The 26,622-nt window shown below is 69.7% G+C and carries 28 protein-coding genes; 14 read left to right on the top strand and 14 right to left on the bottom strand.

Annotated features, from left to right (window positions below; genetic code table 11):
* The first annotated feature begins 103 nt into the window (after positions 1 to 103).
* From ACYVJH_RS06370 to ACYVJH_RS06330, 9 genes are read left to right on the top strand one after another with little or no spacing between them, the layout of a single operon-like run.
* Positions 104 to 1,480, top strand: a complete 1,377-nt coding sequence (locus ACYVJH_RS06370; protein ID WP_460453776.1) for a serine hydrolase domain-containing protein — start codon at positions 104 to 106, stop codon at positions 1,478 to 1,480.
* Between the two features lie 23 nt (positions 1,481 to 1,503).
* Positions 1,504 to 2,760, top strand: a complete 1,257-nt coding sequence (locus ACYVJH_RS06365; protein ID WP_460453775.1) for a sensor histidine kinase — start codon at positions 1,504 to 1,506, stop codon at positions 2,758 to 2,760.
* Complete coding sequence (locus ACYVJH_RS06360) at positions 2,757 to 3,515, top strand: LytR/AlgR family response regulator transcription factor (RefSeq protein WP_460453774.1); 759 nt, start codon at positions 2,757 to 2,759, stop codon at positions 3,513 to 3,515. The genes ACYVJH_RS06365 and ACYVJH_RS06360 overlap by 4 nt, the downstream gene beginning before the upstream one ends.
* Positions 3,516 to 3,525: 10 nt before the next feature.
* Positions 3,526 to 4,287, top strand: coding sequence for a molybdate ABC transporter substrate-binding protein (modA, locus tag ACYVJH_RS06355; protein WP_460453773.1), 762 nt, complete (start codon positions 3,526 to 3,528; stop codon positions 4,285 to 4,287).
* Positions 4,287 to 4,976: a molybdate ABC transporter permease subunit gene (gene modB / locus ACYVJH_RS06350; protein ID WP_460453772.1), complete on the top strand. Its 690-nt coding sequence runs from the start codon at positions 4,287 to 4,289 to the stop codon at positions 4,974 to 4,976. The genes modA and modB overlap by 1 nt, the downstream gene beginning before the upstream one ends.
* Positions 4,977 to 5,029: 53 nt before the next feature.
* Complete coding sequence (gene hutU, locus ACYVJH_RS06345) at positions 5,030 to 6,712, top strand: urocanate hydratase (RefSeq protein WP_460453771.1); 1,683 nt, start codon at positions 5,030 to 5,032, stop codon at positions 6,710 to 6,712.
* Positions 6,713 to 6,717: 5 nt separating this feature from the next.
* On the top strand, positions 6,718 to 7,482 hold the full coding sequence (locus tag ACYVJH_RS06340) for an energy transducer TonB (protein WP_460453770.1): 765 nt from the start codon (positions 6,718 to 6,720) through the stop codon (positions 7,480 to 7,482).
* 25 nt (positions 7,483 to 7,507) lie between these two features.
* Complete coding sequence (locus tag ACYVJH_RS06335; protein ID WP_460453769.1) at positions 7,508 to 7,879, top strand: VOC family protein; 372 nt, start codon at positions 7,508 to 7,510, stop codon at positions 7,877 to 7,879.
* A 7-nt stretch (positions 7,880 to 7,886) separates the two neighbouring features.
* Positions 7,887 to 9,569, top strand: a complete 1,683-nt coding sequence (locus tag ACYVJH_RS06330; RefSeq protein WP_460453768.1) for an ABC1 kinase family protein — start codon at positions 7,887 to 7,889, stop codon at positions 9,567 to 9,569.
* A 4-nt stretch (positions 9,570 to 9,573) separates the two neighbouring features.
* Here ACYVJH_RS06330 and ACYVJH_RS06325 read toward each other — a convergent pair whose 3' ends face one another.
* The 3 genes from ACYVJH_RS06325 to ACYVJH_RS06315 are packed head-to-tail and all read right to left on the bottom strand — an operon-like array spanning position 9,574 to position 11,208.
* Entirely contained in the window at positions 9,574 to 9,795 is a 222-nt protein-coding gene (locus ACYVJH_RS06325; protein ID WP_460453767.1) for an RNA-binding S4 domain-containing protein, read from the bottom strand.
* Positions 9,792 to 10,268: a YaiI/YqxD family protein gene (locus ACYVJH_RS06320; protein ID WP_460453766.1), complete on the bottom strand. Its 477-nt coding sequence runs from the start codon at positions 10,266 to 10,268 to the stop codon at positions 9,792 to 9,794. Before ACYVJH_RS06320 ends, ACYVJH_RS06325 begins: the two co-directional genes overlap by 4 nt.
* Before the next feature lie 43 nt (positions 10,269 to 10,311).
* Positions 10,312 to 11,208, bottom strand: coding sequence for a LysR substrate-binding domain-containing protein (locus ACYVJH_RS06315; protein ID WP_460453765.1), 897 nt, complete (start codon positions 11,206 to 11,208; stop codon positions 10,312 to 10,314).
* A gap of 101 nt (positions 11,209 to 11,309) precedes the next feature.
* Between ACYVJH_RS06315 and ACYVJH_RS06310 the strand changes: the two genes are divergently transcribed.
* Positions 11,310 to 12,218, top strand: a complete 909-nt coding sequence (locus ACYVJH_RS06310; protein WP_460454277.1) for a DMT family transporter — start codon at positions 11,310 to 11,312, stop codon at positions 12,216 to 12,218.
* 300 nt (positions 12,219 to 12,518) lie between these two features.
* On the opposite strand, the gene ACYVJH_RS06305 is transcribed toward ACYVJH_RS06310, so the two are convergent.
* From ACYVJH_RS06305 to ACYVJH_RS06295, 3 genes are all read right to left on the bottom strand, one after another.
* Complete coding sequence (locus ACYVJH_RS06305; protein ID WP_460453764.1) at positions 12,519 to 13,832, bottom strand: NTP/NDP exchange transporter; 1,314 nt, start codon at positions 13,830 to 13,832, stop codon at positions 12,519 to 12,521.
* Position 13,833: 1 nt separating this feature from the next.
* Positions 13,834 to 14,745, bottom strand: a complete 912-nt coding sequence (locus tag ACYVJH_RS06300; protein WP_460453763.1) for an aldo/keto reductase — start codon at positions 14,743 to 14,745, stop codon at positions 13,834 to 13,836.
* Positions 14,746 to 14,837: 92 nt separating this feature from the next.
* Complete coding sequence (locus tag ACYVJH_RS06295) at positions 14,838 to 16,352, bottom strand: esterase/lipase family protein (protein ID WP_460453762.1); 1,515 nt, start codon at positions 16,350 to 16,352, stop codon at positions 14,838 to 14,840.
* An 85-nt stretch (positions 16,353 to 16,437) separates the two neighbouring features.
* Between ACYVJH_RS06295 and ACYVJH_RS06290 the strand changes: the two genes are divergently transcribed.
* Both ACYVJH_RS06290 and ACYVJH_RS06285 read left to right on the top strand, forming a co-directional pair.
* On the top strand, positions 16,438 to 17,631 hold the full coding sequence (locus ACYVJH_RS06290; RefSeq protein ID WP_460453761.1) for an HD-GYP domain-containing protein: 1,194 nt from the start codon (positions 16,438 to 16,440) through the stop codon (positions 17,629 to 17,631).
* A 16-nt stretch (positions 17,632 to 17,647) separates the two neighbouring features.
* Positions 17,648 to 18,898 (top strand): putative bifunctional diguanylate cyclase/phosphodiesterase, encoded by a 1,251-nt coding sequence (locus ACYVJH_RS06285; protein ID WP_460453760.1) that lies wholly within the window; start codon positions 17,648 to 17,650, stop codon positions 18,896 to 18,898.
* A 6-nt stretch (positions 18,899 to 18,904) separates the two neighbouring features.
* Here ACYVJH_RS06285 and ACYVJH_RS06280 read toward each other — a convergent pair whose 3' ends face one another.
* On the bottom strand, positions 18,905 to 19,492 hold the full coding sequence (locus tag ACYVJH_RS06280; protein WP_460453759.1) for a response regulator: 588 nt from the start codon (positions 19,490 to 19,492) through the stop codon (positions 18,905 to 18,907).
* Positions 19,493 to 19,621: 129 nt separating this feature from the next.
* Between ACYVJH_RS06280 and ACYVJH_RS06275 the strand changes: the two genes are divergently transcribed.
* Positions 19,622 to 20,167: a YaeQ family protein gene (locus ACYVJH_RS06275; protein WP_460453758.1), complete on the top strand. Its 546-nt coding sequence runs from the start codon at positions 19,622 to 19,624 to the stop codon at positions 20,165 to 20,167.
* Here the strand turns inward: ACYVJH_RS06275 and ACYVJH_RS06270 are convergent.
* Both ACYVJH_RS06270 and ACYVJH_RS06265 read right to left on the bottom strand, forming a co-directional pair.
* On the bottom strand, positions 20,164 to 21,090 hold the full coding sequence (locus ACYVJH_RS06270) for a DMT family transporter (protein ID WP_460453757.1): 927 nt from the start codon (positions 21,088 to 21,090) through the stop codon (positions 20,164 to 20,166). The genes ACYVJH_RS06275 and ACYVJH_RS06270 overlap by 4 nt on opposite strands.
* Positions 21,087 to 21,338, bottom strand: a complete 252-nt coding sequence (locus ACYVJH_RS06265) for a GIY-YIG nuclease family protein (protein WP_460453756.1) — start codon at positions 21,336 to 21,338, stop codon at positions 21,087 to 21,089. The genes ACYVJH_RS06270 and ACYVJH_RS06265 overlap by 4 nt, the downstream gene beginning before the upstream one ends.
* Positions 21,339 to 21,402: 64 nt before the next feature.
* On the opposite strand from ACYVJH_RS06265, the gene ACYVJH_RS06260 reads away from it, so the two are divergent.
* Entirely contained in the window at positions 21,403 to 22,296 is an 894-nt protein-coding gene (locus ACYVJH_RS06260) for a DUF2785 domain-containing protein (RefSeq protein WP_460453755.1), read from the top strand.
* A 6-nt stretch (positions 22,297 to 22,302) separates the two neighbouring features.
* Here the strand turns inward: ACYVJH_RS06260 and ACYVJH_RS06255 are convergent, their stop codons facing one another.
* The 5 genes from ACYVJH_RS06255 to ygiD are packed head-to-tail and all read right to left on the bottom strand — an operon-like array spanning position 22,303 to position 26,494.
* Complete coding sequence (locus ACYVJH_RS06255; RefSeq protein WP_460453754.1) at positions 22,303 to 23,241, bottom strand: peptidylprolyl isomerase; 939 nt, start codon at positions 23,239 to 23,241, stop codon at positions 22,303 to 22,305.
* Between the two features lie 46 nt (positions 23,242 to 23,287).
* Positions 23,288 to 24,268 carry a serine/threonine protein kinase gene (locus tag ACYVJH_RS06250; RefSeq protein ID WP_460453753.1) on the bottom strand — a complete coding sequence of 327 codons (981 nt, stop codon included), beginning with the start codon at positions 24,266 to 24,268 and terminating at the stop codon, positions 23,288 to 23,290.
* Complete coding sequence (locus tag ACYVJH_RS06245) at positions 24,268 to 24,861, bottom strand: methyltransferase (protein WP_460453752.1); 594 nt, start codon at positions 24,859 to 24,861, stop codon at positions 24,268 to 24,270. The genes ACYVJH_RS06250 and ACYVJH_RS06245 overlap by 1 nt, the downstream gene beginning before the upstream one ends.
* Positions 24,858 to 25,727 carry a bile acid:sodium symporter family protein gene (locus ACYVJH_RS06240; protein WP_460453751.1) on the bottom strand — a complete coding sequence of 290 codons (870 nt, stop codon included), beginning with the start codon at positions 25,725 to 25,727 and terminating at the stop codon, positions 24,858 to 24,860. The genes ACYVJH_RS06245 and ACYVJH_RS06240 overlap by 4 nt, the downstream gene beginning before the upstream one ends.
* Positions 25,727 to 26,494, bottom strand: coding sequence for a 4,5-DOPA-extradiol-dioxygenase (ygiD, locus tag ACYVJH_RS06235; RefSeq protein ID WP_460454276.1), 768 nt, complete (start codon positions 26,492 to 26,494; stop codon positions 25,727 to 25,729). Before ygiD ends, ACYVJH_RS06240 begins: the two co-directional genes overlap by 1 nt.
* Positions 26,495 to 26,622: the final 128 nt, after the last annotated feature.

Raw genomic sequence — 26,622 nt, 5'->3', positions numbered from 1 at the left:
GGGGCGGACTTCGTCGGCGGCAGGACGCGCTTCGTCGCAAACCACCGAAGTGGCGCGCAGGACTGGGCAAGGTGGCAGCGTCCCCAAATCAAGGTGCCCTGCCATGCGTCCCCAGACCCTGCTTGTTTCCCTGATGGCCATTGGCCTGTCCGGTCCGGCGTTCGCCCTGGATGACGCCGGCGTCGCCGCGGCGCTGAAGCAGCGCCTGGACGGCGACCGCACCGGCGCTTGCCTGGCCGTCGCCGTCATCGAGGCAGGCCGAGTTTCGCGTGCATTCGGCTGTGCCGACGGCAAGGGCGAGCCCCGCATCGGTTCCGGCACGGCGTTCGAAATCGGCTCGGTCAGCAAGACCATGGTTGCCGCCATGCTGGCGCAGGAAATCCTGGCCGGCGGTGCCTCGCTCGATGACCCGCTGGCCGCCTGGCTGCCCGAAGGCACCAAGCTGCCCGACTTCGAGGGGCAGCCGATCCTGCTTCGCCACGTCGTCACCCACACCAGCGGCCTGCCGGCGCTGCCGCCGGGCGTGGCGATCACCGACCCGAGCAATCCCTATGCCGGCATGAATCCGAAGTTGCTGCACGCGGCGCTGGGCCGGGTGCAGTTGGCGCGGGCGCCGGGCACCGCTTTCGAATATTCCAACTTCGCGCTGATGCTGCTTTCCGACGCGCTGGCGCGTCGTACCGGCAAGGACTTCGAGGCCCTGCTCGACGAGCGCCTGTTCACGCCGCTGGGCATGGACGGCGCCTACATTGACCAGCGTCCCGAGGGCATCACCGCTGCGCGCGGCCATGCGCCCAACACCCAGCCGGTGCCGGCCTGGACCTTCAAGCCCGGCCTGGCCGGCGTCGGCGGCGTACGCGCGACGCTCGACGACATGGTGGCCTACCTCAAGGGCCAGCTGGGCGCTGCGCCCGGAACACTGGAGCCGGCGCTGGTGCTTTCGCAGCAGCCGGTGTGGACCGATGGGCAGCCAAACATGGCGATGAACTGGATGATCGCGCCGCTCAACGGCCGCCCGGTGCACGCGCACGAGGGCGGCACGGGAGGTTTTTCGTCGCTGGTGGCCTTCGATCGCGAGGCCGGCCGCGGCGTGGTGGTGCTGTCCGACACGGCCCTGCATTCCCTCGGTGGCCTGGGCAGCATTGGCCTGCACCTGCTCGACCCGGCGGTGCCGCTCGGCCAGCCGCGCAAGGCCACGCCGGCGCCTGGCGCGCTGGTGGAGGCGCTGGTCGGCGACTATCAGCTGCAGGGCGGCATGACCCTGACGCTGCGGCGCAAGGGCGACGCGCTGGAGGTCCAGGCCCAGGGCCAGCCAGCCTTTGAGCTGGGCCACGACAGCGCCGGCGATTTCTACCCGCTTGCCTTCGACGCATTGCTCAAGCCCGTGAAGCAGCCCGACGGCAGTCAGTCCTTCGTCTGGATCCAGGGCGGTGGCGCGATGCCGGCACAGCGCCTCGGCGCGCGTGGCGAAACCCCCTGAGCGGCCGATATGCTGGGCCAGCCATGAACGATCTTTCAGAAACCTACAGCCTGTCCCGGCCACTGCCCGCCGAAGTCCTGGTGGGCGGCAATACGGTCTGGAGCCGCTACCACCGCTACCCGGTATTCAGCGGACCCTGGCTGCGCGGTCGCAGCCTGCTGTTCGGGATCATCATCGCGGCCTTTTCGCTGGTGGTTTGTTTCGGCACGGCGGTCACCGTGCGCGACTGGGGCATCGGCGCGCTGGCGGGCATGCACATGTTCGTGGCGTTTTTCCTGATGGCCACCACCGGGCCGGCCCTGGCGACGTTCACCCGGCACCGTGGCTGGCCGCTGCGGCGCGAACGCGTGTTCGTCGTGCTGGCGGTGCTGGCGGGCATGGTGGCGAGTTATTTCGCAGACCAGTGGGCATCGGGCTACGTCGAGGGTGAAGTCCGGCAGGCCATGGTCGAAGCCGGCGCCGCCACGCTCAAGGACCCCGAGATCGACCCGGGGTTCAAGACGATCGCGCTGGTGGTCAATGTCCTGGTGCTTGCGGTGATCTACGGATTGTTCGGCGGCGGCCTGGCGCTACGCGCCTACTTCAGCGAACGCCGGCGCTGGGCGACCGACCGGCGCAGCCGCCAACTGGTAGCCCTGCGTGCGCAGAAGCAGCAGGCCGACCTGCGCCTGGGCCTGCTGCAGGCCCAGGTGGAGCCACATTTCCTGTTCAACACCCTGGCGTCGGTGCGCGCCCTGGTGCGCCAGGACCCCGCCCAGGCCGAGGCCACGCTCGATGCGCTGGTCGCGCACCTGCGCGCCACGATTCCCAAGCTGCGTGACGGCGAAAGCCTGCTGCATTCCACGCTCGGGCAGCAGCTCGATATCTGCGCGAGCTACCTAGAGCTGATGCGACTGCGCATGGGTGGCCGCCTGGCGTATGCGGTCGAGGCCGAGCCGGCGCTGCGATTGCGGCCGTTTCCGCCGCTGCTGCTGATCACGCTGGTCGAAAACGCCATCAAACACGGCATCGAACCCCAGCCCGGTCCGGGCCGGGTGGAGGTGCGCGCCAGCCTGCGCGGCGAGCGCCTGGTGCTGAGCGTGGTTGACGACGGCGCCGGCCTGAAGCCGGGGCTGGGCAGCGGCGTCGGTCTTTCCAACGTGCGCGAACAGCTGGCCACCCGGTTCGGCGGGGACGCGACCTTCAGCTTGCGCGGCCTGGCCGGCGGCCGCGGCGCCGTCGCCGAGATCACCCTGCCGCTGGCGGACGCCGCCGCAACGAAGGAAGGAACCAGCGCATGAGCCGCGTCACCGCCATCGTGGCCGAGGACGAAGCACCACAGCGCGCCGCCCTGCTGGAGATGCTGGAGGACGCCTGGCCGGAGCTCGAGGTGCTGGCGGTCTGCGAGGACGGCCTGGCCGCGCTCGATGCGGTGGCCGAACATCGCCCGCAGGTCGCCTTCCTCGACATCCGCATGCCAGGCGTCAGCGGACTGGACGTGGCCCGGGCGGCGGTGTCCGCCGGCGCGCGCGTGGTGTTCACCACCGCCTACGACGACTACGCCCTGCGCGCCTTCGAGGCCGGGGCGGTGGACTACCTGCTCAAGCCGGTGGCGCCGGCGCGGCTGGCCAGGGCCATCGAGCGGCTGAAGGAACAACTGGCCAGGGGCGACGACGACCTGCAGGCGCGGATCGAGGAGCTCGAATCCCGGCTGCGTCCGCGCGGCGAACGCCAGTTCCGCTGGATCAGCGCCAGCGTAGGCGACAACGTGCGCATGATCGGCATCGACGAAGTGCTGTTTTTCCAGGCCCAGGACAAGTACGTGCGGGTGGTGACCGCCGACGACGAGGCGGTCATCCGCACGCCGCTCAAGGAGCTCCTGGCCGGCCTGGATCCGGACGAGTTCTGGCAGGTGCATCGCGGCGTGGTGGTGCGCGTGGCCGCCATCGACCGCCTGCGCAAGGACGAACTGGGCAAGGCCCGCATCAGCCTGCGTGGCCGGGCCGAGACCCTGCCGGTCAGCGCCGCCTTCCTGCATCGCTTCCGCGGCATGTAGGCTGCGGGGCATGAAACCCTGGTGGCTGCTGATTCTCCTGGCGCTGCCGGCCCCGGGCCTGGCGTCCGACCGGGCCGGCGACGAGCTGCTTGTTTTCGCCGCGGCCAGCCTGCAGGAAGCCATGGATGAGGCCGGCGCGAGCTGGCAAGCCCGCAGCGGGCAGCGGGTGCGCGTGTCCTACGCCGGCAGCGCGGCGCTGGCGAGGCAGGTCGAACGTGGCGCGCCGGTGGATGTGTTCGTCTCGGCCGATGCGGTTTGGATGAATTACCTGCAGGCGCGCGGCCTGGTGGATCCGGGCAGCCGCTTCGACCTGGCCGGCAATTCCCTGGTGCTGGTGGCACCGCAAGACCGGTCCCTGGCGCTTGCCCTGGAACCGGCCGCGCTGGCGGCTGCACTGGGTGCGCGCGGCCGGCTGGTGGTGGCCGATACCGGCAGCGTGCCCGCCGGGCGCTATGCCCGCCAGTCGCTGCGCACGCTGGGGCTGTGGGAAGGCCTGCAGGGACGCCTGGCGGAAACCGACAGCGTGCGCGCCGCGCTGGCGTTCGTCGCCCGCGGCGAAGCCCCGCTGGGCATCGTCTACGCCACCGATGCACGGGTTGAACCGCGGGTGGTGGTGGTGGCGCGACTGCCGGCCGGCTCGCACGACACCGTGCGTTATCCGGCGGCTCGCGCGAGCGCGGCGCCGTCGTCGCGCAGCGCTGGATTCCTGGCCTTCCTGCGCGGCGACGAAATGCGCGACGCCCTGCGTGCGCGCGGATTCCTCGTCCCGTGATGCTCCAGCCCGCCGAAATCGAGGTCGTGTTGCTCAGCCTGCGGGTGGCGCTGCTGGCCGTGCTGGGCTCGCTGGTGCCGGCGGTGGCGGCGGCCTGGGTGCTGGCGCGTTTCCGGTTTCCCGGCAAGTCGCTGTTCGATGCCCTGGTGCATCTGCCGTTGCTGCTGCCGCCGGTGTTGACCGGCTACCTGTTGCTGGTGGCGTTCGGACGGCAGGGCGCAATCGGACAGTGGCTGGGCGACGTCCTGGGCGTCGAGCTGGCCTTCCGCTGGACCGGCGCCGTGCTGGCGGCCGCGGTGATGGCCTTCCCGCTGTTCGTGCGCGCGATCCGGCTGTCGTTCGAGGCGATTCCGCGCGAATACGAAGAAATGGCGGCCAGCCTCGGCGCGCGCCGCTGGGCCACGTTTGCGCAGGTGGACCTGCCGCTGGCGCTGCCCGGGCTTGCCGCCGGCGCGGCGCTCGCCTTCGCCAAGGCCTTGGGCGAGTTCGGCGCCACCATCACCTTCGTTTCCAGCATCCCCGGGGAAACGCGCACGCTGTCGCTGGCCATGCACCAGCTCATGCAGCAGCCCGGGGGCGAAGCCGGCATCACCCGGCTGGCCGTCGTGTCGCTGGCGCTGGCCCTGGGCGCGCTGCTGGCCTCGGAGTGGCTGGCGCGGCGCTCGCGCGTGCGCCGCGCCAGCGAGTAGGCGGCCCACCGGCCCGGGCGCCTATAATCGAGGCCTTGTCCTGGGAGCCGACGATGCCTGCCGCCAACCGCAAAGACCCCTCGCGAAAGATCGCCGCGCCGCGCGGCAGCCAGCTCAGCTGCAAATCCTGGCTGACCGAAGCCGCCTACCGGATGATCCAGAACAACCTCGATCCCGAGGTGGCGGAAAACCCCGCCGAACTGGTGGTCTACGGCGGCATCGGCCGCGCCGCCCGCGACTGGTCCAGCTACGACGCCATCCTCGAAAGCCTGCGCAATCTCGGGGACGACCAGACCCTGCTGGTGCAGTCGGGCAAGCCGGTGGGCGTGTTCCCCAGCCACGCCGACGCACCGCGCGTGCTGATCGCCAACTCCAACCTGGTGCCGCACTGGGCGACCTGGGAGCACTTCAACGAGCTCGATGCCAAGGGCCTGATGATGTACGGCCAGATGACGGCCGGCAGCTGGATCTACATCGGCTCGCAGGGCATCGTGCAGGGCACCTACGAAACCTTCGTCGAGATGGGCCGCCAGCACTACAACGGCGACCTGGCCGGGCGCTGGATCCTCACCGCCGGCCTGGGTGGCATGGGCGGCGCGCAGCCGCTGGCGGCCTCGCTGGCGGGCGCCTGTTCGCTGAACATCGAATGCCAGCAGTCGCGCATCGACATGCGCCTGCGCACGAAGTACGTGGACGAACAGGCCACCGACCTCGACGACGCCCTGGCCCGCATCGAGCGCTACACCAGCGGCGGCCAGGCCAAGTCGATCGCGCTGCTCGGCAATGCCGCCGAGATCCTGCCCGAACTGGTGCGCCGCGGCGTGCGTCCCGATGCCGTCACCGACCAGACCTCCGCGCACGATCCGCTGCACGGCTACCTGCCGGCCGGCTGGACGCTGGAAGAGTGGTTCAGCGAGCAGAAGAACAATCCGCAGAAGGTCATCGACGCCGCCAAACATTCCATGCGCACCCACGTCGAGGCGATGCTGAACTTCGAGGACATGGGCGTGCCCACCTTCGACTACGGCAACAACATCCGGCAGATGGCCTTCGACGTCGGCTGCAAGGACGCCTTCGACTTCCCGGGCTTCGTGCCTGCTTACGTGCGGCCGCTGTTCTGCCGCGGCATCGGTCCCTTCCGCTGGGTCGCGCTCAGCGGCGACCCGGAGGACATCTACAAGACCGACGCCAAGGTCAAGGAGCTGATCCCGGACAACCCGCACCTGCACCGCTGGCTGGACATGGCGCGCGAGCGCATCAGCTTCCAGGGCCTGCCGGCGCGCATCTGCTGGGTCGGCCTGGGCGACCGCCACCGCCTGGCGCTGGCCTTCAACGAAATGGTGCGCAAGGGCGAACTGAGCGCGCCGGTCGTGATCGGCCGCGACCATCTCGACAGCGGCAGCGTCGCATCGCCCAACCGCGAAACCGAAGCCATGATGGACGGCAGCGACGCCGTGTCCGACTGGCCGCTGCTCAACGCCATGCTCAACGTCGCCGGTGGCGCCACCTGGGTGTCGCTGCACCACGGCGGCGGCGTTGGCATGGGCTACAGCCAGCACAGCGGCGTGGTGATCGTCGCCGACGGCAGCGAGGCCGCGGACGCGCGCCTGGCCCGGGTGCTGTGGAACGATCCCGGCACCGGCGTCATGCGCCACGCCGACGCCGGCTACGAGATCGCCAAGGCCTGCGCGCGCGAGCAGGGCCTGAACATGCCGATGCTGGAGGCAGGCAAGTGATCGACTTGCTGCTGGCGCTGGCGCTGGCACTGGCCGTGCCGGCGGCGCCGGTCCAGGCTGTTGCCGAAGAATGCCCGGCGCCGAAAGTCGTGCACCCGCGCTACCCACTTGACTTGGCCAGGGCCAACAAGACCGGCCTCGTGCTGGTCGGCGCCCGTTTCGACGACTGCGGCCGCATCCTTGAAACCCGCGTTGACAAGAGTTCCGGACGCAAGTTGTTCGACCAGTCGGCGCTCGAGTCGGTGGCGAAGTACGTCCTGTCCGCCGAACAGCGTGGCAAGGGCGCGGACGGCTGGGTGCAGGTGCCGGTCAAGTTCGGCGGTTTCAGGAACGTCGAGGCGCGCAAGATCCCCTGGCCCCGCTCCCATCGCAAGCCGGTCTACCTGCCCGACGAGCAGGCAATCCCCTTCGACAGCATCGCTGGCTTCCAGGATGCGAAGGTCACCAACGACGATGACGTCCTGCAGAATCCCTATGGCATGTCGCGTGATGCGGCCGGGCAGATCATGCGGACCGGGATGTACCTCGATCGCAAGGACCCCGACGTGTTCTGGCTGACGTACATCATTCAACCGCCGTTTCCCGCGTCGCCCACCGAGCCGATGGGCGCGAGCGTCACCGCCGCCGTTGCCCGCTACCGCCTGGTCGAAGAAGCCGGCGTGCCCGTGGTTCGCCTTGGCCTGCTGTGTGAACGCCCGGCGGATGAATGCGAACGCCTGCGCGAGTTCCTGTTCGATGGTCTGCCGTTCGCGAAGGCGCGGCGCGGCTGAAATCCTACCCAACGGAGTGCACCCGATGATCGGCTACGTCACCCTCGGCACCAACGACATGGCGCGGGCCTGTGCCTACTACGACGCGCTGCTGGCCGAACTCGGCGCCAAGCGCATCATGGAAGGCGAACGTTTCGTCGCCTGGGGCACCGACATGACGGCGCCCAGCCTGGGCGTGATCACACCCTACGATGGCCAGGCCGCCACCCGCGGCAACGGCACCATGGTCGCACTGATGGTCCGTGACCCCGCGCAGGTGGACGCCCTGCACGCCAAGGCACTTGCGCTCGGCGGCACCGACGAAGGCGGGCCGGGCGAACGTTTCAAGGGTTTCTACGCCGCCTATTTCCGCGACCTCGACGGCAACAAGCTCAATTTTTTCTGCATGGGCGGCTGACCGACACATGCTTTGGGAAACCATCAGCGCCGCGCGCGATCTGGGCCGCCTCAACGAGGTGGCCGCGGTGGCTGTGCGCTACGGTTTCGGCGACCTGGTGCGACGCATCGGCCTGGCCGGGGTGCTCGAGCGCGCCGGGCACCTGCTGCATTCGGAGACCACCGCCGAACTGGCCACGCTGTCGCCGCCCGAGCGCGTGCGCCGCGCCTTCGAGGAAATGGGCCCGAGTTTCGTCAAGCTGGGCCAGCTGCTGGCCACGCGCGTGGACCTGTTCGGGCCCGAATGGATCACCGAGTTCGAAAAGCTGCAGAACCAGGTCCCGGCGGCTGACTTCGAGACCGTGCGCGAACAGATCGAACAGGACCTGGGCGGCCCTGTCGCGTCGGTCTTCCCGGGCTTCGACGAGGTGCCGATCGCGGCCGCCTCGATCGCCCAGGTCTACCGGGCGCGGCTTGGCGACGGCAGCGAGGTCGCGGTGAAGGTGCGGCGCCCCGGCATCCGCCCGCAGGTCGAGGCCGACATGCGCCTGCTGCAGCGCCTGGCCCGCATCCTTGAATCGGAGTCGCCCGACCTGCGCCGCTACCAGCCGCAGGCGCTGGTGCGCCAGCTGCAGGCCTCGCTGGCGCGAGAACTCGACCTGGCGGCCGAGTGCCGCCACGCCGAACGCATCGCCGCCAGCCTCGCCGACGAGCCGGGGTTGGTGGTGCCGCGGGTCTATTGGGACCACACCTGCGAGCGCATGAACGTGCAGCAGTTCATCGACGGCATCCCGCTCGGCGATACCGATGCCCTGCTTGCCGCCGGGGCCGACCTGCCGGAGCTGGCCCGCATCGGCGCCCGTGCCGGCATGCGGATGATGTTCGAGGACGGTTTTTTCCACGCCGATCCGCATCCGGGCAACGTGATCCGGCTTTCCGACGACAGGCTGGCATTGCTCGATTTCGGCATGGTCGGCCGCCTTTCCGAATCGCGCCGCTACCAGGTGCTCGACCTGTTCGACGGCCTGGTGCGCCGCGACGCCGGCCAGGTGGCCGAAGTGCTGCTCGAATGGGCGGCCGACGACCAGATGGACGAAGCCGCGCTGCTACAGGAGGTGGACGCCTTCATCGACCATTACCACGGCGTGCCGCTCGGCGAACTGCGCCTGGGCACCATGCTCAGCGAAATCGTCGCGCTGCTGCGCGAGCACGCGGTGGTGCTGCCGGCCGACCTGGCGATGATGGTGAAGGTGCTGGTCACGCTCGAGGGCGTGGGTCGCCGGCTTGATCCCGATTTCGACATGGCCGGCGAGGCCGAACCCTACCTGCGCCGGGCCATGCGCGCGCGCTATTCCCCGAAGGCGATCGCCAGGCGCGGTCGCCGCGCGGCCGGCGACACCATGAGCCTGCTCTCGTCCCTGCCGGGCCAGCTGCGCCACGCACTGCGCGCGCTTCGCCAGGGTCGTTTCAACCTCAACCTGGACGTGGAACGGCTCAAGGCCTTCGGCGACCAGGTGGCGCATTCGGCCAACCGGCTGACCGTGGGCATCGTGGTGGCGGCGCTGATCATCGGCTCGTCGATCGTGATGACCGTCGAAGGCGGGCCGACGCTGCTGGGCCTGCCGCTGTTCGGCCTGCTCGGCTTCCTGGGCGCGGCCGTCGGCGGCGTCTGGCTGGTGTGGACGATCTGGCGCAGCGGCGGCGGCCGCTGAGGCGTCAGCCGGCGGCGCGTACGTGGATTTCGGCGTCGCCCCATCGCACCACCTGGCCGGCGCGGATCTTGGCGGTCTTGCGCAGCTCAACCGCACCGTCCACGACGACCTCGCCGCTGGCGACGATGGCCTTGCCCATGCCGCCGCTGCCGCAAAGCCCGGCCAGGCGAAGCAGGTCGTTGAGCGCGACGAATTCGCGGTCGAGATCGAAATGAATGATGGTCATGCCGTGTCCCCGGCGGGTGAGGGTGGCCGTGGCTGGCTGGCCAGCCAGCGGTCGAGGGCGTTGCCGAAGGCCTGGCGGTCGCGGGCATGGAAGCCGGCCGGTCCGCCGGTATCAACGCCCGACCCACGCAGTTCGTCCATGAAGTTTCGCATCGTCAGCCGCTGGGCGATGGTGTCGGCGGTGTAGAGCTCGCCGCGCGGGTTCAGGGCCAGCGCGCCTTTTCCCAGCACCAATGCCGCCAGCGGAATGTCCGCGGTCACCACCAGGTCGCCCGGGGCGCAGCGTTCGACGATTTCACTGTCGGCCACGTCGAAGCCGCCGGAAACCTGCATCGATTTGATGTAACGCGAGGGCGGCGTGCGGATCCAGCTGTTGGCCACCAGCGTCAGCGGTATCCGGGTGCGCTCGGCGGCACGGAACAGGATGTCCTTGATGACGTTGGGGCAGGCGTCGGCGTCAACCCAGATGTGCATGCAATCGCGGTCCGCAGCAAACACACAGGATACGCCGGCGGCGTCAGGGGCCAAAATCCGCCACGTCCGCCAGCAGCCAGTCCATGAAACCCTGCGCGGCGGGGCTGGGCGGGCGATGCGCCGGCACCACCACGAAGTAACTCCAGCGCGCCGGCACTCCCGGCAGGTCGAGCAGCCGCAGGCGGCCGTCGGCAAGGAAGGGCGCCAGGATCCGTTCGCGGGCCAGGGCAACGCCCAGGCCGAGGGCGGCGGCGAGCATCGCGTCGGTGGAGTCGCTGAACTGGTAGCGCTCGCGCGGCGTCGCCCCATGCACGCCGGCGGCCCGGAACCAGTCGTGCCAGCCCTGGCGGGCCTTGTCGGCGATCAGGGGCAGCGTGGCAAGGTCGGCGGGCGAGCGCACGTTCGCCAGCCCCGGCATGCGTGGTGACGCCACGGGCCGCAGGGTGTCGTCCATCAGCGCCGTGGCCACGAGGCCCGGCCACTGGCCGGGGCCGTGGCGGATGCCCAGGTCGTGGCCGCCGTCTTCGAAACGGCTCAACGTCGCTTCGGTGTCGAACACCAGCTCGATGTCCGGATGCTGTTCCACGAACCGCCCCAGGCGCGGCAGCAGCCAGGTATGCACGACCGAGTGCAGGGTGGTTATGCGGACCTTGGCGGCCTGCAGCCGTCGCGGGCGAAGGCTGTTGAACACGCTCTCCATGTCGGCGAGCGCGTTGCCGGCGGCATCGGCCAGTTGCCGGCCCTCCTGGGTGAGGGTGACGCCCCGGGCGTGGCGCTGGAACAGTGCGACGCCCAGGCGGCCTTCGAGCTTGCGGACGTGGTGGCTGACCGCGCTGGCGGTCAGGTGCAGTTCTTCCGCGGCATGGGTGAAATTCTGGTGGCGCGCCGCCGATTCGAAGGCGGCGAGCGCGGGCAGCAGGTCGGACCGGACGCGTGTCATGAGCTTCAAGCCAGGTTTGTGGCACTGCCGGAAAGTATGCGCTTGTGGGGTTTTCGGGGCTATCGATAATGGCCGCAGCCAACAACCGGTTTGCCTTCGCCATGAAGAACCCGCCGCCCCTGCTGTCCCCCGGATTGCCCCTCGAGACCCGGGCCTGGCTGACGCCGCTGGAATTGCTGCTGCTGTCGTCCGTCTGGGGTGCTTCCTTCCTGTTCCAGCGGGTGGCGGCGCCGGAGTTCGGCGCGGCGCCACTGGTGGAGTTGCGCCTGGCCTTCGGCGCCCTGGTCCTGTTTCCCTTCCTGTGGCTGGCGCGGGCGCAGCTGCCCGGCCGGCTCTGGCCGCGCCTGGCGCTGGTCGCCGCGATCAACTCCGCCATTCCTTTCACCCTGTTCGCCTGGGCCGCGCAGCAGGCGCCGGCCGGCGTGGGCGCGATCACGAACGCCATGGCCGTGCTGTTCACTGCCCTGGTGGCCTTCCTGTTCTTCAGGGAGCGAATCGCGCCGCGCAAGTGGTTCGCCCTGGTCCTGGGCTTCATAGGCGTGGTGGTGCTGGCGAGCGACAAGACCGGGGGCGGCAATATCGGCCCGGCCGCGGCGGCCGGCGCACTGGCGGCCTTCCTCTATGGCGTGGGCGCCAACCTGGTGCCGCGCTGGTTCGCCGGCCTGCCGCCGGTGGCGGTGGCCGCGGCCACCCTGCTTTGTGGAGCGCTGCTGGCGCTTCCGTTCGCCGTGGCCCATTGGCCCGTCGCACCGGTATCCGGCGCGGCCTGGGGCTCGGCCATCGCGGTCGGCGTGCTCAGCACGGGCTGGGCTTACGCGATGTATTACCGGCTCATCCAGCGCGTGGGTGCCGCGCGGGCGGTCACGGTGACCTACCTGGTGCCCCTGATGGCGGTGGCCTGGGCCTGGAGCCTCCTGGGCGAAGCCCTGACCTGGCCGATGGCCGTGGCCTGCGCCCTCATCCTGGGCAGTGTGGCGGTCAGCCAGCGGGGTCCCCTGGCCAAAGCCTGATCGCAGGCAAAAAGAAGGCAGGGCCAGCTGTCCCGAAAACAGCTGATTGCCCTGCCAAAGGGTGTCAACGCCAGGGGGCGGTTGACTGAAACTGGAATCCGGGTGGTCCGACGAGGAGAAAAAACCGCCCGGGCGAGGTCAATGGACCATTCCGGCGTCGGGGGCGCAAGACGGGCAGGGTGGTAGTCGGAGCGGGCAACGCTAAGCAGCACTAACAGGCGTCAGGCAGGCCTTTGAAGCGACTGGGGTCGCTGACCGGGAATGAGCAAATGCGGACAAGGTGGAGGAAGTAACCCTTACCTAGTTAGCAATACTATCGCGCGGCGTCGAACCAGCCTCCCGACGGCCCTGCGCCCTGGCCAGGCCCGCGCCCGTGAACGCCCAGGCCAGGGCCACGCCGGCCCCGGCCACCGCGACCACGGCGGGGTTGGCGGCGAAGGCGTCGATGCCGGCCTTCACCCAGCCGCTGATCGCATCGGCACCGCGATAGACCGCGGTATCGATGACGTTCTTGGCCTTGTACTTGGCAGAGGGCGCCACGACGGTGAACAACATCTCCCGGCCGGGTCGGGCCAGGGCGTACTCGCCGGCGCGCCGGGTCACCATGACGATCGCCAGCACCGCGAAAGTGGGCGCCATCGCCAGCCACAGGAAGCCGCCCACCATCACCACCGGCACCGCGGTCAGCAGCACCACCAGGCCCAGGCGACGCACGATGCGGCCGGTCAGGAAAAGCTGGGTCAGGATCGCGATCGTCTGCACCACGGTGTCGAGCAGGCTGAAGACCCGGGTCTGGTCGGTCGGGTCGGGGAAGTGCAGCTCGACCAGGCGCGCCTGTTCGAAGTAGAGGAAGGTCGTCACCGTGGCCAGCAGCACCACGAACGTGGCGATGCCCAGCAGGTAGGGCGAGGCGAGCACGGTGCCGATGCCCTGGAAAGGATTGCCGCCCAGCGGCGCGCGGCGCGCAAGGACTTCGGCCTGGTCGAGCGGATGGCGGTCACGCCAGCCCTGCAGCCACAGCGCCGCGCCCGCCGAGCCCAGGAGGAATGCGGTGGCCAGGGCCATCAGGCCGCCGTGGCCCAGGGTTTCGACCAGCAGCAGGCCCAGCAGCGGACCCAGCAGGCCACCGGCGCTGGCGCCCGCCGCCATCAGCGCGAATACGCGCTTGGCCTGGTCGGCCGGGAACAGGTCGGCAAGCACGCTCCAGGCCACCGAAATCGCCAGCAGGTTGAACACCGACAGCCAGATGTAGAACGCGCGTGCCAGCCAGGGGTTTTCCGGGGCGGCATGGATCGCGGCCGCGAAGCCCAGCAGGTTCAGCGCGAAGAAGCCGTAGGTCCAGGGCAGGATGCGTCGCCGGCGCACCGTGCTGGCGACCAGGCCGAACAGCGGTATCGCCACCAGCGTGGCGATGAAGGTACCGGTGAACAGCCACTGCAGGTTGCGCACGCCGCCGGCGATGCCCATGGTCTCGCGCACGGGCCGCAGCATGAAATAACCGGCGAACAGCAACAGAAACATCGCCATGCCGGCGACCACCGCCGGCACCTCCCCGGCTTCGATGCCGAAGAGCCGGGCGACCAGGTGCCTGATTCCGCCCGGCGACGTGGCCATGTCAGGCGAACATCGCGATCAGCTGGGCGCGCTGCGCCGCGTCCAGGGACGCGCCGCTGCCGGCGCGCAGGTTGTCGGACTGCCGGTCTGGCTTGCCGGTGGCCGGGATCACCACCGTCACCGCCGGATGGCTGAGCGCGAACTTCAGGAACATCTGCGCCCAGGAACTGACCCCGACCTCGGCCGCCCAGCCCGGCAGTGGTTTGCCGGCCACGCGCGAGAACAGCCTGCCGTCGTCGAAGGCGCGGTTGACCATCACCGCCACGCCGCCGTCGGCGGCGGCCGGCAGCACCCGCTTCTCCGCGTTCGGCGCGCCGACGGCGTAGTTGATCTGGACGAAGTCGGGTTTTTCGGCGGCGACGATGTCGGCCAGGGTGTCGTGGGCCTCGTCGCGGAAATGGGTAAGCCCGACATACTTCACCTTGCCCTGGGCCTTGAGCTCGCGCGCAAGCGCCAGCTGGGTCTTCCAGTCGCGCAGGTTGTGCACGGCCAGCAGTTCCACCTTGTCGGTGCGCAGCCGGCGCAGCGAGTCGGCGAACTGTGCTTCGCCGGCGGCGCGGCTGTCGGCCGCGAGCTTGGTGGCCAGGAAGATGCTGTCGCGCAAGCCCAGTTCGGCCATCAGGTCGCCAAGTACGTCCTCGGCATTGCTGTAGTTGGGCGAGGTGTCGATGACGCTGGCGCCGCCGGCGACAAAACGCCGCAGCACTTCCTTCAGCGGTTCGCGGCCAGCCGCGTCCACCTCGAAGCTGCCGGAGGTGCCCATGCCGATCACGGGGATCATTTCGCCCGTGGAGGGGATCGCACGCATCCCCATGCCCGCCGGCAGCGCCGGCGACAGCGCGAAGGCAGGGCGCAGGGCAACGGCGCCCGCGGCGGCGACGGCGGCGGACAGGAATTCGCGACGGCTGGCCATGGCTCGGACCTCGGCTGGACTGGGCGTGACGGCGATGGTGTCGCAGCCTACGTGAACTTTCCGTTCACCGTCCCCTGCCGCTGGTCAGGCCCTCAGATCGCACCGCCCGGCGGATCGTCCCGGAAGTCCCGGGCTGCCAGGCTGCGACCGAGCCGGAATACGCCCTCGCGAACGACCCGCCGCATCACGATGTCGATGATCGTCGTCTGGTTGGGTTCGATCACGTCCAGCAGGCCACCCAGGTCGGCGCCCAGTTCCGCCGCCCAGTGTTCGACCAGTTTCTCGCCGCCGCGCGGCTGCAGCTTCAGCCCATAGGGCGGGCGCGGCAGGCGTTCGGGCAGCACGATCCGGCCGTCCGGGCCGGGGATGGGCGGCGAACCGGCCAGCGCCGCGTGGTTGAGGAAAAACGCCAGGTGGCCGGGCGCACGCCGGTTGCCCTGGCGATCGGTCAGGAAGCCTTCGGGAAGCTGGTTGGGGTCGGCACCGGGGCCGGCGGTAAGCAGCAGGTCCAGGTCGCCCAGGCGGACGCCGGTGTCGTCCATCACGCGGAAGATGACCATCGCGTGCGGGTCGTGCACGTAGCGGCGGTCGGGCAGGACCGGGATCTTCTCGACCTCGACCCGGCGCCCGGGCTGCTGGTGCACCTTGTTTTCGTCGGCAAACGCCTTGCCCAGTGCGAGATACGCCGGCTCGTCGGCCACCGCCAGGCAGCGCAGCACCGCGTCCACGGTCGGGTGCGGGCGGTCGTCGTCGGGCACGCTGGCCATGATCCCCATTTCGGTGCCGCTGTGCGAAAGCCCGGGCAGGATGCGGAAGGGCGTGGGCGCCGAGCGGGTATTGCCGGCCAGGGACAGTTGGCGCAGGCGCTTGCGGGCGCTGGGCAGGGCCTCCCCCGGCTCCGGCGCGGCCTGTTCGAGCACCACGTGGCGGGCATTGAGGTTGGCCGCCGCCAGGCGCACGACGCCGTCGCCGCCGGTTTCACCGGTGTAGGCGTTGACGTGGTCGTAGAGCTTGCGATCGATGGCATCGCCGCTGAGCACGAAGGGAAAAACCGGCCGGGGCCCACGCGGCAGGTGCAGCTTCGGGTAGTCGTGGATCCAGCGCAGGTTGAGCGCCATCGATTCCGGGCTGGCCAGCTCCAGCCAGTCCAGCACCCCCTGGCCGGGCTCGACGCCGTTGAACCAGGCGCGGATGCCGGCCAGCCGACCCTTGCCAAGCTGGGCCAGCGCCGACCCGAAGTTCGCCGGCGCCAGCATCACCAGGTGCGAGAGCGGGCAGTCGGCCAGGCGCCCCGTGCGCACATAGAACTGGTCCAGCCACTCGCGCAGAACCGGGCCGCCGGTGCTGTGGGTGATGCAGGCGAATCGCCGGTCGCGGCCGGCACCGGCCAGCACCCCCCGGATGGCGTGCTCGAAGGCCCGGGCGATGTCGCCCACCCGCACCTCGTCCCGGAAGCTGACGTACTGGCCCAGGTAAACATGGGCCACATCCAGGCCTGGACCGCCTCGGCGCGCGGCCTCGCGCCGGAGCCTGTCCGGCAGTTCGCCGTAGGTGGCCGTGCTGGTCACCGACCAGCCGTGCACGAATACCAGCAGGGGTTTGGCCATGGGAGGGGCCTGGCAGGGGGGGAACCCATGCTAACTTAGCCCCCGGAAACGAGGGGGGCCACCGATGGTTCTGGAAGAACGGCAGATGCTTGTCGGTCTGCTCGAGAAGGGCATGTACATCAGTCGCCTGGACCGCGACTGGGTGGGTACGCCGTTTCCCTTCCAGGGCTTCGAGATCAAGTCGGACGAGGACATCGAGTTGCTGTCCGCGTATTGCACCAGCGTGTTCATCGACGTCCAGAAGAGCCTCATCAACTCCCGGCCCTCGCTGCGGGTCGACTCGTCGTCGCGCAACGTCTTCCCGCCGCGTGGCCCCGAATACCAGAACACCGTCGACATCAAGGAAGAGATCCCGCGGGCCCGCGAGGTCCACGCCAACCTGCGCGCCCTGGCCGAACGGATCGCCGATGACGTGCGCAACGGCCGCCGGCTCGAGCCGGGCGTGGTCAAGGAGGCGATCGAACCGATGGTCGAGAGCCTGCTGCGCAATTCCGACGCACTTTTCTGGCTGATGGCGCTGATGAAGCGCGATGACTACATGTACAGCCATGCCGTGAACTGCAGCGCCCTTGCCGCCGCATTCGGCCGGCACCTCGCGCTGCCGCGCGAAGTGCTGGTGGAGCTGGCGACCGGCGGCTTCCTGCTCGATGCCGGCATGGCCACCCTGCCCAACGACGTGGTCCACCACGACGGCAAGCTCGACACCGGGGCGATGATGCAGATGCGCGGCCACGTGCAGAGAAGCATGGACGTGCTCGACCAGGCCGGTGTCACCGGCAAGTGGGCCCGCGAGCTTGTATCAGGGCACCACGAACGCCACGACGGCTCCGGCTATCCCGAAGGACTCTCCGGTGACCGCGTGCCGCTGGCCGGGCGCATGGGCGGCATCGTCGACACCTACGACGCCTTGCGCAGCGATCGCCCGCACCGCAACGGCGAATCGCGCCATGGCGCGCTGCAGGCCCTGTACCGGGCCCGGGACCGCATGTTCCAGGGCGAGGTGGTCGAACAGTTCCTGCAGTGCCTGGGCGTTTATCCGACCGGTTCGCTGGTTGAGCTCAATACCGGCGAAGTCGGTGTGGTGATGGCCCAGAACCAGGTGCGCAGGCTCCGGCCCCGGCTGATGCTGCTGCTCGACAGCGAGAAGAAACCCTACGAGCCGTTTCGCGACGTTGACCTGATGCAATACGGCTTCGACCTCGCCGACGGCGGGGTCAAGATCGCCCAGGCCCTCGAGCCGGGCGCCTATGGGCTGCGGCCCGAGGACCTGTTCCTTTGAAGCCGGGGGCCCGGCCATGATCACCCGCAACAGCGCCATGGTGGAGCTGGTTACGCCCAAGGTCGCCGCGGCGCTGGCCGAGGGCCAGTCGCTGGGCATCCTTTGCATCGGCATGCAGGGGCTGCGCCGGCTGCGCATCCACGCCGGCTTCCGCGCCGTGGACGAGCTGCTGCGCCAGGCCGCCGAACGCCTGCGCGCGATCCTTCGCCCCGGCGACGAGATGATCGAGCTCGGCTCGGGCGACTACGGCCTGCTGCTGGCGGGGCTCAAGGACAGCCAGCATGCCCTGCTGGCCGCGGCGCGCGTGCAGCGGCAGTTCGAGCAGCCCTTCGAAGCCGCCGGCCAGCCGGTGCTTGCCATGGTGTCGGTGGGCGTCGTCATGTGCCCCGAACACGGCGACGAAGCCGAATTGCTTTGCCGCCAGGCCGAGCAGGCGATGCTGCAGGCGCGCTACGAACCCGATCGCATGCTGGTCTGCAAGACGCGCATCACGCCGATGGGCGTGGACCCGGCCGACGTGATGACTGCGATCAGCGAAGGCCAGCTGTCGATGTGGCTGCAGCCCATCCTTGATGTCCGCCGACGAAACATCGTCGGCGCCGAGGCGCTGGCGCGCTGGGAGCACCCGAGCAAGGGTTTCATCAGCCCCGGCGTGTTCATCCCGGTGGCGGAAGGCTCGGGCATGATTTCGCACTTCACCCGTTGGTCGATCAATGCCTGCCTGCAGCAGGTGTCCGAGGCGCGCAAGCTGGGCCTGGACTTCCCGATCGCGCTCAACCTGTCCGCCACGGCCTTCGCCGAGCGTGGCCTGGTGGAACAGTTGCTGGGCGGCCTGAAGCTCTGGGACGTGGCGCCGCGGGACCTGGTCCTGGAAGTCACCGAGACGGCGATCGTCGCCGACGTGCGGCGTGGCGCGAACCAGCTGCGCCAGCTCAACGCGGCGGGCGTGCGGGTGTCCATCGACGACTTCGGCGTCGGCAATGCCTCCGTGTCCTACCTCAAGGAATTCCCGGCAACCGAGATGAAGATCGACCAGTCCTTCGTCACCGGCATGCTGGGTGACCTGCGGTCGCTGCAGATCGTCAAGGCGATGATCGTCTTCGCCCACCAGATGGGCATGCGCGTTGTCGCCGAAGGTGTCGAGGACGAGGCCACCCTTGAAGCGTTGGGCGACCTCAACTGCAACCTCGCGCAGGGCTGGGCGATCGGCAAGCCCAAACCCGCGGCGGAATTCCTGGCTGACCTCGAGGCCCCCGAGGCGCACTGACCCCGCTCAGGCGGTTTCCGCGTCGTCCCCGGCGCCCGCGTCGGTGCGGGCTACCTGCGGCAGGCGCTTGGGCACCCGGTTGGCGTCGAGCAGGCGCTCGATGCGCGCGAACACCTCGGCGCGCGAGAAGGGCTTCTTCATGAAGTCGTCGGCGCCGATCCGGTGTACGTAGAACTGTTCGGTGGCCTGTTCGTTGCCACTGATCATGATGATCGGGATGTCGCGCGTGTAGGGATCGCGGCGAAGCTGGCGCAGCGCCGCGAATCCGTCCATGCCCGGCAGCACGATGTCCAGGAAGATCAGCTCCGGGCTTTCGGTGCGGGCGATTTCGAGGCCCTGTTCGGCGTCGCCGGCTTCGAGTACGTGGTAGTCGTTCTGGCGCAGCATGCGCGCAAGCAGGGCAACGATGGTCGCCGAGTCATCGATAACCAGCATGCGCGTGCCGGGGCGGGCATTGGTGCGGGGTTTCCCGCGACGCTCCGGGCCGGGGCCGGCGGACTTGTCGCCCGGCGGGTTGGTGGCCTCGGCGCGGGCCGCCGAAGCCGCCGGTTTGCCCCAGCCGAATAGCCGCTTGATCCTTTCGTAGACGTCCACGTCGTGCTCCCCTGACCATTCCCCGGGGCACAGTGTCCATGCAGCGCGCCCGGCTGGCAATGCAGGCCGACTGGACAGCCCGGCCGGCATGGCCCAGGCTGCCGGGCCCAGACCACCCCGGATCCCGCGATGGCGCCCAAGTCCACCGTGCACAAGGCCAGGCTGCAGATCAGCGACATGGACCGGCACTATTACGCCAGCCACGACCTGGTGCTGGCCCAGCACCCTTCCGAAACCGACGATCGGCTGATGCTGCGCCTGCTGGCCTTCGCCCTGTTCGCCGATGAGCGCCTGGAGTTCGGCCGAGGTCTGAGCACCCACGACGAGCCCGACCTGTGGCGCAAGGACCTCACCGGCGTCATCGAGCAGTGGATCGACCTGGGCCAGCCCGACGAATCGCGCGTGCGCAAGGCCTGCGGCCGCGCGGGCGAAGCGGTGGTGCTGACCTACGGCGGCCGCGGCGCCGACCTGTGGTGGGAAAAGCACGAAGCCGCGCTGGCGCGTTTTGGCAACCTGGTGGTGGTGGATGTCGCCCCCGACGAGGCCAAGGCCCTGGGCCAGCGCCTGGTGCGCGGCATGGACGTGCAGGTGGTGGTGCAGGACGGCGTGCTGCAGTGGATCGACGAGGCCGGCACGCTGGAGCTGACGCCGCGCATGCGGCGTGGCCGGACCTAGTCGAGCACCTTGTTCTCGGCGGTGCCCAGGTTGGCCGGTTCGGGCTTGTGCATCGGCTGGCGCGACAGCAGCGGGTGCACGAACACGCCGGCCAGGATGACCACCACGCCGGCGTAGAACATGCCGCCCAGTTCGTGCTGTTCGCCCAGCAGGATGATCGCCAGCACGATGGCGTAAATGGGCTCCAGGTTCACCGCCAGCTGCGCCGAAAACGCGCTCAGGTGCCGCAGTGCCACCAGTGACAGCGCGAACGGCAGCAGGGTGCAGGCCAGGGCCAGCACCAGCAGCCAGACCATGTCCATGGCGCCGGGAATCACCAGCGGCGAACCGAACCAGGGCAGCATCGGCGTCAGCAGGGCCAGCACCAGCCCGCCGGCGCCGAGTTCGAGGCCGGTGACCGTCAGCGGATCGGCGCGTTCGACGAAACGTTTGTTGAGCGAACCGAACAGCGCCACCAGGATCGCCGAGATCGTGCCGACCACGATGCCCAGGCGCATGCCGTCGGGCACGCCGCCCACCACGAGGGCGACGCCCGGCACGACCGCCACGCCCAGCAGCAGTTCGCGCGGCTCGAACTTCCGCCCGGTGATCCAGGGCTCGACCATGGGCACGAATACCGTCGCCAGCGCGATGCAGGTGACCGCCACCGACGCATTGGCCAGCTTGATGGCGCCATAAAACGTCAGCCAGTGCAGCGCGACCAGGGTGCCGATGCCGGAATAGATCAGCCACAGCCGCGGCGGCAAGGCGCGCAGTCCGCGCCAGACCCGGGGCACCAGCAGAAGGGCCAGCGCGACGATTGCCATGCGCCAGACCACCAGGGCCATGGCCGGCAGCGTGATCACCTTGCCCAGGATCGCGGTGAAGCCCCAGAGCAGCACGCAAAAGTGCATCTGCCAGTAGGCCTTGGTGGTCGGGGTCATTGCTTCGTGCCTGCGGCGAGTTCGCGTTTCTGGTGGGCGGAGAGTTGTTTGATGGCGTGTTCGGCCTTGAGCGCGCTGGAGCGGTCCGGGTGTTCGAACCGGGCCAGCAGCCGCCGCGGCGGATGCGACTTCGTGTAACGCGCGCCCTTGCCGGCCGCGTGTTGCGCGTACCGGCGATCGACGTCCACGGCCACGCCGGTGTAGACGCTGCCGTCCAGGCATTCGATCAGGTAGACGAACCAGGGCATGGGCGGCATTCTCCCATGCAGCTGGCACCAATCGCGCGACCTGGCGCAAGGAAGGAGGGGGACGATGCGTTGTTTCTTCGCGGCTGTCTTGTTCGCGCTGCCCTTGCCGGCCCTGGCGACGTCCCCGGCTCCCATGTGCCCCGGCACGCCAGGGTTCGGCCAGGCGGTTCAAGCCGCCAGCCAGGCCACCGCGAGCCGGGACGACCGAGACAATCTATTGCCCAAGCTGGCGGCCTGCCTGGCACACCCGGATCCGCAGGTTCGCGACGCCCTTGCCTATACGACCCTGGCCACCTGGCTCCGGGCGGACGCCGTGTCGCCGGCGGCCCGCGCCAGCCTGATGAAGACGCTGCTCCACGCCCTGGCGCCGCCTCATCCGGAGCCGTCCGGATTCGAGGCGCCGTTTGCCGCCCTGGTGCTGGCCGAAGTCGCGCGCACCGACCGGGTAGCCGCCTGGCTTTCCGCCGACGAGCGCGACGCGCTGGTGACGGCCGCGGTGTCCTACCTGTCCGGCGTACGCGACTACCGCGGTTTCATAGACGGCCAGGGCTGGCGCCACGGCGTGGCACACGGCGCCGACTTCGTGATGCAGCTGGTGCTTAACCCGGCGCTGGATGCCGCCGCGCGCCGGCGCCTGCTTGATGCCGTCGCCGCCCAGGTCGCCCCGGTCGGCGCGCCGCCCTACGTGCACACCGAATCCGAACGCCTGGCGCGCCCCGTGTTGCTGGCGCTGGGCCTGGACACGTTCGACCAGGACGGCTGGAAGGCCTGGCTGGGCGGCGTGGCCTCGCCCGCGCCGATGGCGGCCTGGGGCGAGGCCTGGCAAGACGAGGCCGGCTTGGCGCGCCGGCACAACCTGCGCGCCTTCCTGATGGCGCTACACGCCGGCATCAGCGGCCAGGAAACACTGGCCGCCTACCTGCCCGCCGTCGAGGACGCGCTGCGCGCGAGCCAGTAGCCGGCGTCAGCCGGCAGCGGCCGGTTTCGGGATGGGCCGCACCGGCACCGACAGGTTGCACACGTCGATGTGGCCGGCCGGATGCAGGTACCACTCGTCGCGGCGGTTGCGGCGCGACTCGACGTAGGCGTCCCAGGTCGGTGTATCGGTGCGCATCACCTCGATCTGCGCGCGCTGGTCCTGCGGCATTTCCGAGGCCAGGCGCACGGCCAGAATGGGTGTCCGCTGCGAAGCCTCGGTGTAGAAGCCCAGCGGGCCCGTGCCGCGCGGCATCACGCTCAGCCTTTCCATGCCCACCACGACGCGGCCGACGGTGGTGATGTTGAGGTCGAGCTGGCGCGGCGACTGGCCGGTGACGACATAGAGTTCGCTGCCGTTGCTGGAGTCCGGCGCCATGGCGCGGCCGGCGCCGACCGTGCCGTAACAGTGCGCCAGCCAGGCCTTGCCGGCCTTCGGGTCGCGTGCGGCGGCGAAGCCCTGCACGAAGCCCACCTCGGGCGCCCAGCCGTCGGGGTCGGGCAGGGCGTGGAAATCCAGGCCCCCGGCGGCGCGGCTGAACTCGGCCGGCAGGGACGCCCTGGCCTCGCCCAACGGTCGGCGCAGGGGCAGTTCGTCGCCGGCCGGGTCGCCCCACTGGACCACGAAGTTGTCCTGGGAGCGATTGATGGACAGACCGTCGAAATAGCGGCCACCCACCAGCGCCCGGATGTTGGCGGCGTGCTCGGGTGCGAAGGCCGGCGCCAGCTCGATCACCACCATGCCCGACGGCAGCTGCATGTAGATCGTGTTGTCGGGGTCGAGCGGACGCCAGTCCGCGGGCGTGGACGCGTCGATCACTTCCTGCGTGGTCGGTGCTTTCGCGGCCGGGGCAGTCGCCGGTGCCGGCGCATGCGCACAGGCCGCCAGGGACAGGGCGAGCAGGGAGGCGGGCAGGGTCGGGCGCATGCGGTGTCCTCGGTCTTCGATGCCCGGAAGCCTAACGCAAGCCGGCTCAGTCGGGGTCGGGCGGTGGTTCCTGCAGGGCCGCCAGCTGCTCCTGCATCTGGGTGATCACCGACTCCCAGTGCCGCGGCGCCTCGAACCAGGGGAAGGCGACCGGAAAGGCCGGGTCGTGCCAGCGGCGGGCGATCCAGGCGTTGTGGTGCAGCAGGCGCAACGTGCGCAGGGATTCGACCAGGTGCAGTTCGCGGCGGTCGAAGGCGCGGAAGGTTTCGTAGCCCTCCAACAGCCAGCGCCAGGGATCGCGGCTGTCCTCGCGGCGGCCGGCCAGCATCCACAGGTCCTGCACGGCCGGCCCCGAAAGGCAGTCGTCGAGATCGACGAAATGCGCCTGCTCGTCCCGCCACAGGATGTTGCCCGGGTGGCAGTCGCCGTGCAGGCGCAGCGTGGTGGTGTCGCCGGCGCGCTCGTAGCAGGCGTCCATGGCATCGAACAGGGCTTCGGCAAGCCGCTCGAAGTTGCCCTCGAGGTCAGGTGGCAGCCAGCGGTTCTCCAGCAGGTAATGCACCGGGTCTTCGCCGTGGCTTTCGATGCCGATCACGCCGCGGTGCGCGAAACGTCCCGAGGCGCCGACTGCATGCAGGCGGCCCAGCACGCGGCCCAGGTGGGTGAGCACGTCGCGGTCGCCGGGTTCGGGCGCGTGGCCGCCGCGCAGCTCGAAGAGCGCGAAGCGGTGGCCCTGGAAGTGGTGCAGGGTGCGGCCCCGGATGTCCAGGGGCGCGACCACGGAAAGATCGGCGGCGCTCAGCTCGGCGGAGAAGGCGTGTTCTTCGGCGATGGCTTCGTCGGTCCAGCGACCGGGCCGGTAGAACTTCACCACCCGCGCCGGTCCCTGTTCCATGCCGATCCGGTAGACGCGGTTTTCGTAGCTGTTGAGCGCGAGCACGCGGCCGTCGCTGTGCAGGCCCAGCGACTCGACGGCGTCGAGGATGCGGTCGGGGTCGAGGTCGGCGAACGGTGTCTCGCCGCCCACTAGCGCGGCAGCTCCAGCGCGGTAGCGCGACTGGCCAGCGCTCGCGACAGGTACAGGTGCGAACCGATGGGCGTGAAGCCGGCCTTGCCGAAGGCCTTGCGATACCAGGCCGCCGGCCGGCGGTGCAGCTCCTTGAGGTCGCCGACGATGTCATCGCCTTGCGCGAACACTTCCAGGAAGGCCACGCCGTGGCAGAGGCGCGCGAATTCCTTCAGGCCGCGCTGCAGTTCGTCGTCGGCCAGGTAGTGCATGACGTCGGAACACACCAGCAGGTCCACCGGCCGCGAGAACCCGACCGCGGCGAGGTCGCCGAACGGCATCCAGTGCAGGTTGCGGCTGGCGCCATAACGATCGACGGCGTAGTCGCTGCTGTCCAGACCCATGTAGTTCAGGCCGGGACGAAGCTTGAGCAGCGGCGCCCGCCAGGCCCCTTCGCCACAGCCGACGTCGAGCACCGACTTCAGCGGCCTGCCCAGGTGGTATTCGGCGGTGGCCACGGCCAGGGCCACCTTGCGGCCCAGCGCGGCACTTCCGCCCAGGTCGCGGCGGCGGTACCAGTTCTCGAAGTAGTCGCGGTCATAAACCTTTTTCATGCCGGCCGCACCTTGCCCCGGCGCAGCAGCCACGCGGCAAAAAGCGCACCGGTGAGATACATGCTCAGCGCATAGATGGCCGGCGCGATGCTGGCGGCGTCGCGGCCCAGTACTTCGATGGCGATGAAGATGGCCAGCGTACCGTTGTGGATGCCGATCTCGAATGCGATGGCGATGGCCTGCGGTTCGGCCAGGCGCACCCCGCGCGCCACGAAATAGCCCGACAGCAGGCTTGCCAGGTTGAACAGCAGGCAGGCCAGGCCAACCACCGGGGCGTACAGGCGGACGATGTCCCACTCCGACGCAAAGGCCATGACGATCAGTACGCCCAGCAGCAGCGAGGACAGCAGGCGCACCGGTTTTTCCGCGGCCGCCGCCAGCGCCGGGCGCCAGGCGCGCAATGCCATGCCCAGGGCCACCGGGCCGATCACCAGCACGGCGACCTCGATGATCTTTCGGGTTGGCGGCGGCACGCTGCCCTCGGCGCCCAGGAAAACCGACAGCGCGAGCGCGGTCCAGACCGGCAGGGTCAGCAGGGCCAGGACGCTGTTGATGGCGGTCAGGCTGATATTGAGCGCGACGTCGCCGCGCGCCAGGTGGCTGAAGAGATTGGCGGTGACACCGCCCGGCGAGGCGGCCAGCAGCACCAGGCCCAGGGCCAGTTCGCCGGGCAGGCCGAACGCCTTCGCCAGGCCGAAGGCGACGGGCGGCAGCAGCAGGACCTGCACGGCCAGGGCCACGGCCACCGCACGGGGCATGGCCAGGACGCGGCGGAAGTCGGACAGGGTCAGGTGCAGGCCCAGCCCGGCCATCACCACGGCCAGCGCCAGCGGCAGGAACAGCACCAGGACCGGGTTGTCGGACATCAGTTCAGCTTGCCGATGATGACCGAACGCATGGAGATGGGGCCGACGACTTCTTCGTTGAAAAACTCCACCGGGTCGTCGTCCCGTTGCAGCGCGAGCACGTAAAGCAGCGGCAGGTAGTGTTCGGGCGAGGGAATCGCCATCAGGGCATCCGGGCCCAGTGTTTCGTAGCCGAGCATGCCTTCGTGGTGGCCCTCGGCGATGCGTTCGGCAATGTCCTCGTCGAAGCGCTGGGCCCAGTCCAGCGGCTCGGTCTGCCCCTGCCGCCAGTAGCGCAGGTTGTGCACGATGTTGCCCGAGCCCACCACCAGCACGCCTTCGTCGCGCAGGGGCGCCAGCTGTTGGGCGAAGTCGTAGTGCCAGGCACCCGGCTGCAGGATGGAAAGGCTCAGCGGCACCACCGGGATGTCGGCCTCGGGGAACATGGGCTGCAGCACGCTCCAGACGCCGTGGTCCAGGCCGCGGTGGGAGTCGAAGTGCACCCGCGGCTGGTCAACGAGCTCGGCAACGCGATGCGCCAGTTCAGGGCTCCCGGGCGCGGGATAGCGCACGTCGAAGAGCGCCTTGGGGAAGCCCCGGAAGTCGTGGATGGTGTCGGGCTTTTCGGCGCTGCCGACATACACGCCCTCGGTTTCCCAATGGGCCGAGACGCACAGGATGGCCTTGGGGCGGGGTAGTCGCTTGCCCAGCGCCTGCCAGCTGCGACGCCAGGCGTTGTCCTCGACGGCGTTCATGGGTGATCCGTGCCCGACAAACAGGGCGGGCATCGGGCCAGGCATGGACGGGCTCATCGAGACACTCTCCGACAGGGGGGACGTGGCCCCCACATTAACCAAGGCCGCGCGGGATGCAAGACAAACGGCTGGCGGCGGACCCGCCGCGACCGTGACTTGCG

It is taken from the genome of Arenimonas aestuarii (assembly GCF_054781715.1).
The sequence above is the reverse complement of the archived record's forward strand: the minus strand, read 5'-3'. Positions and strand labels throughout refer to the sequence as shown.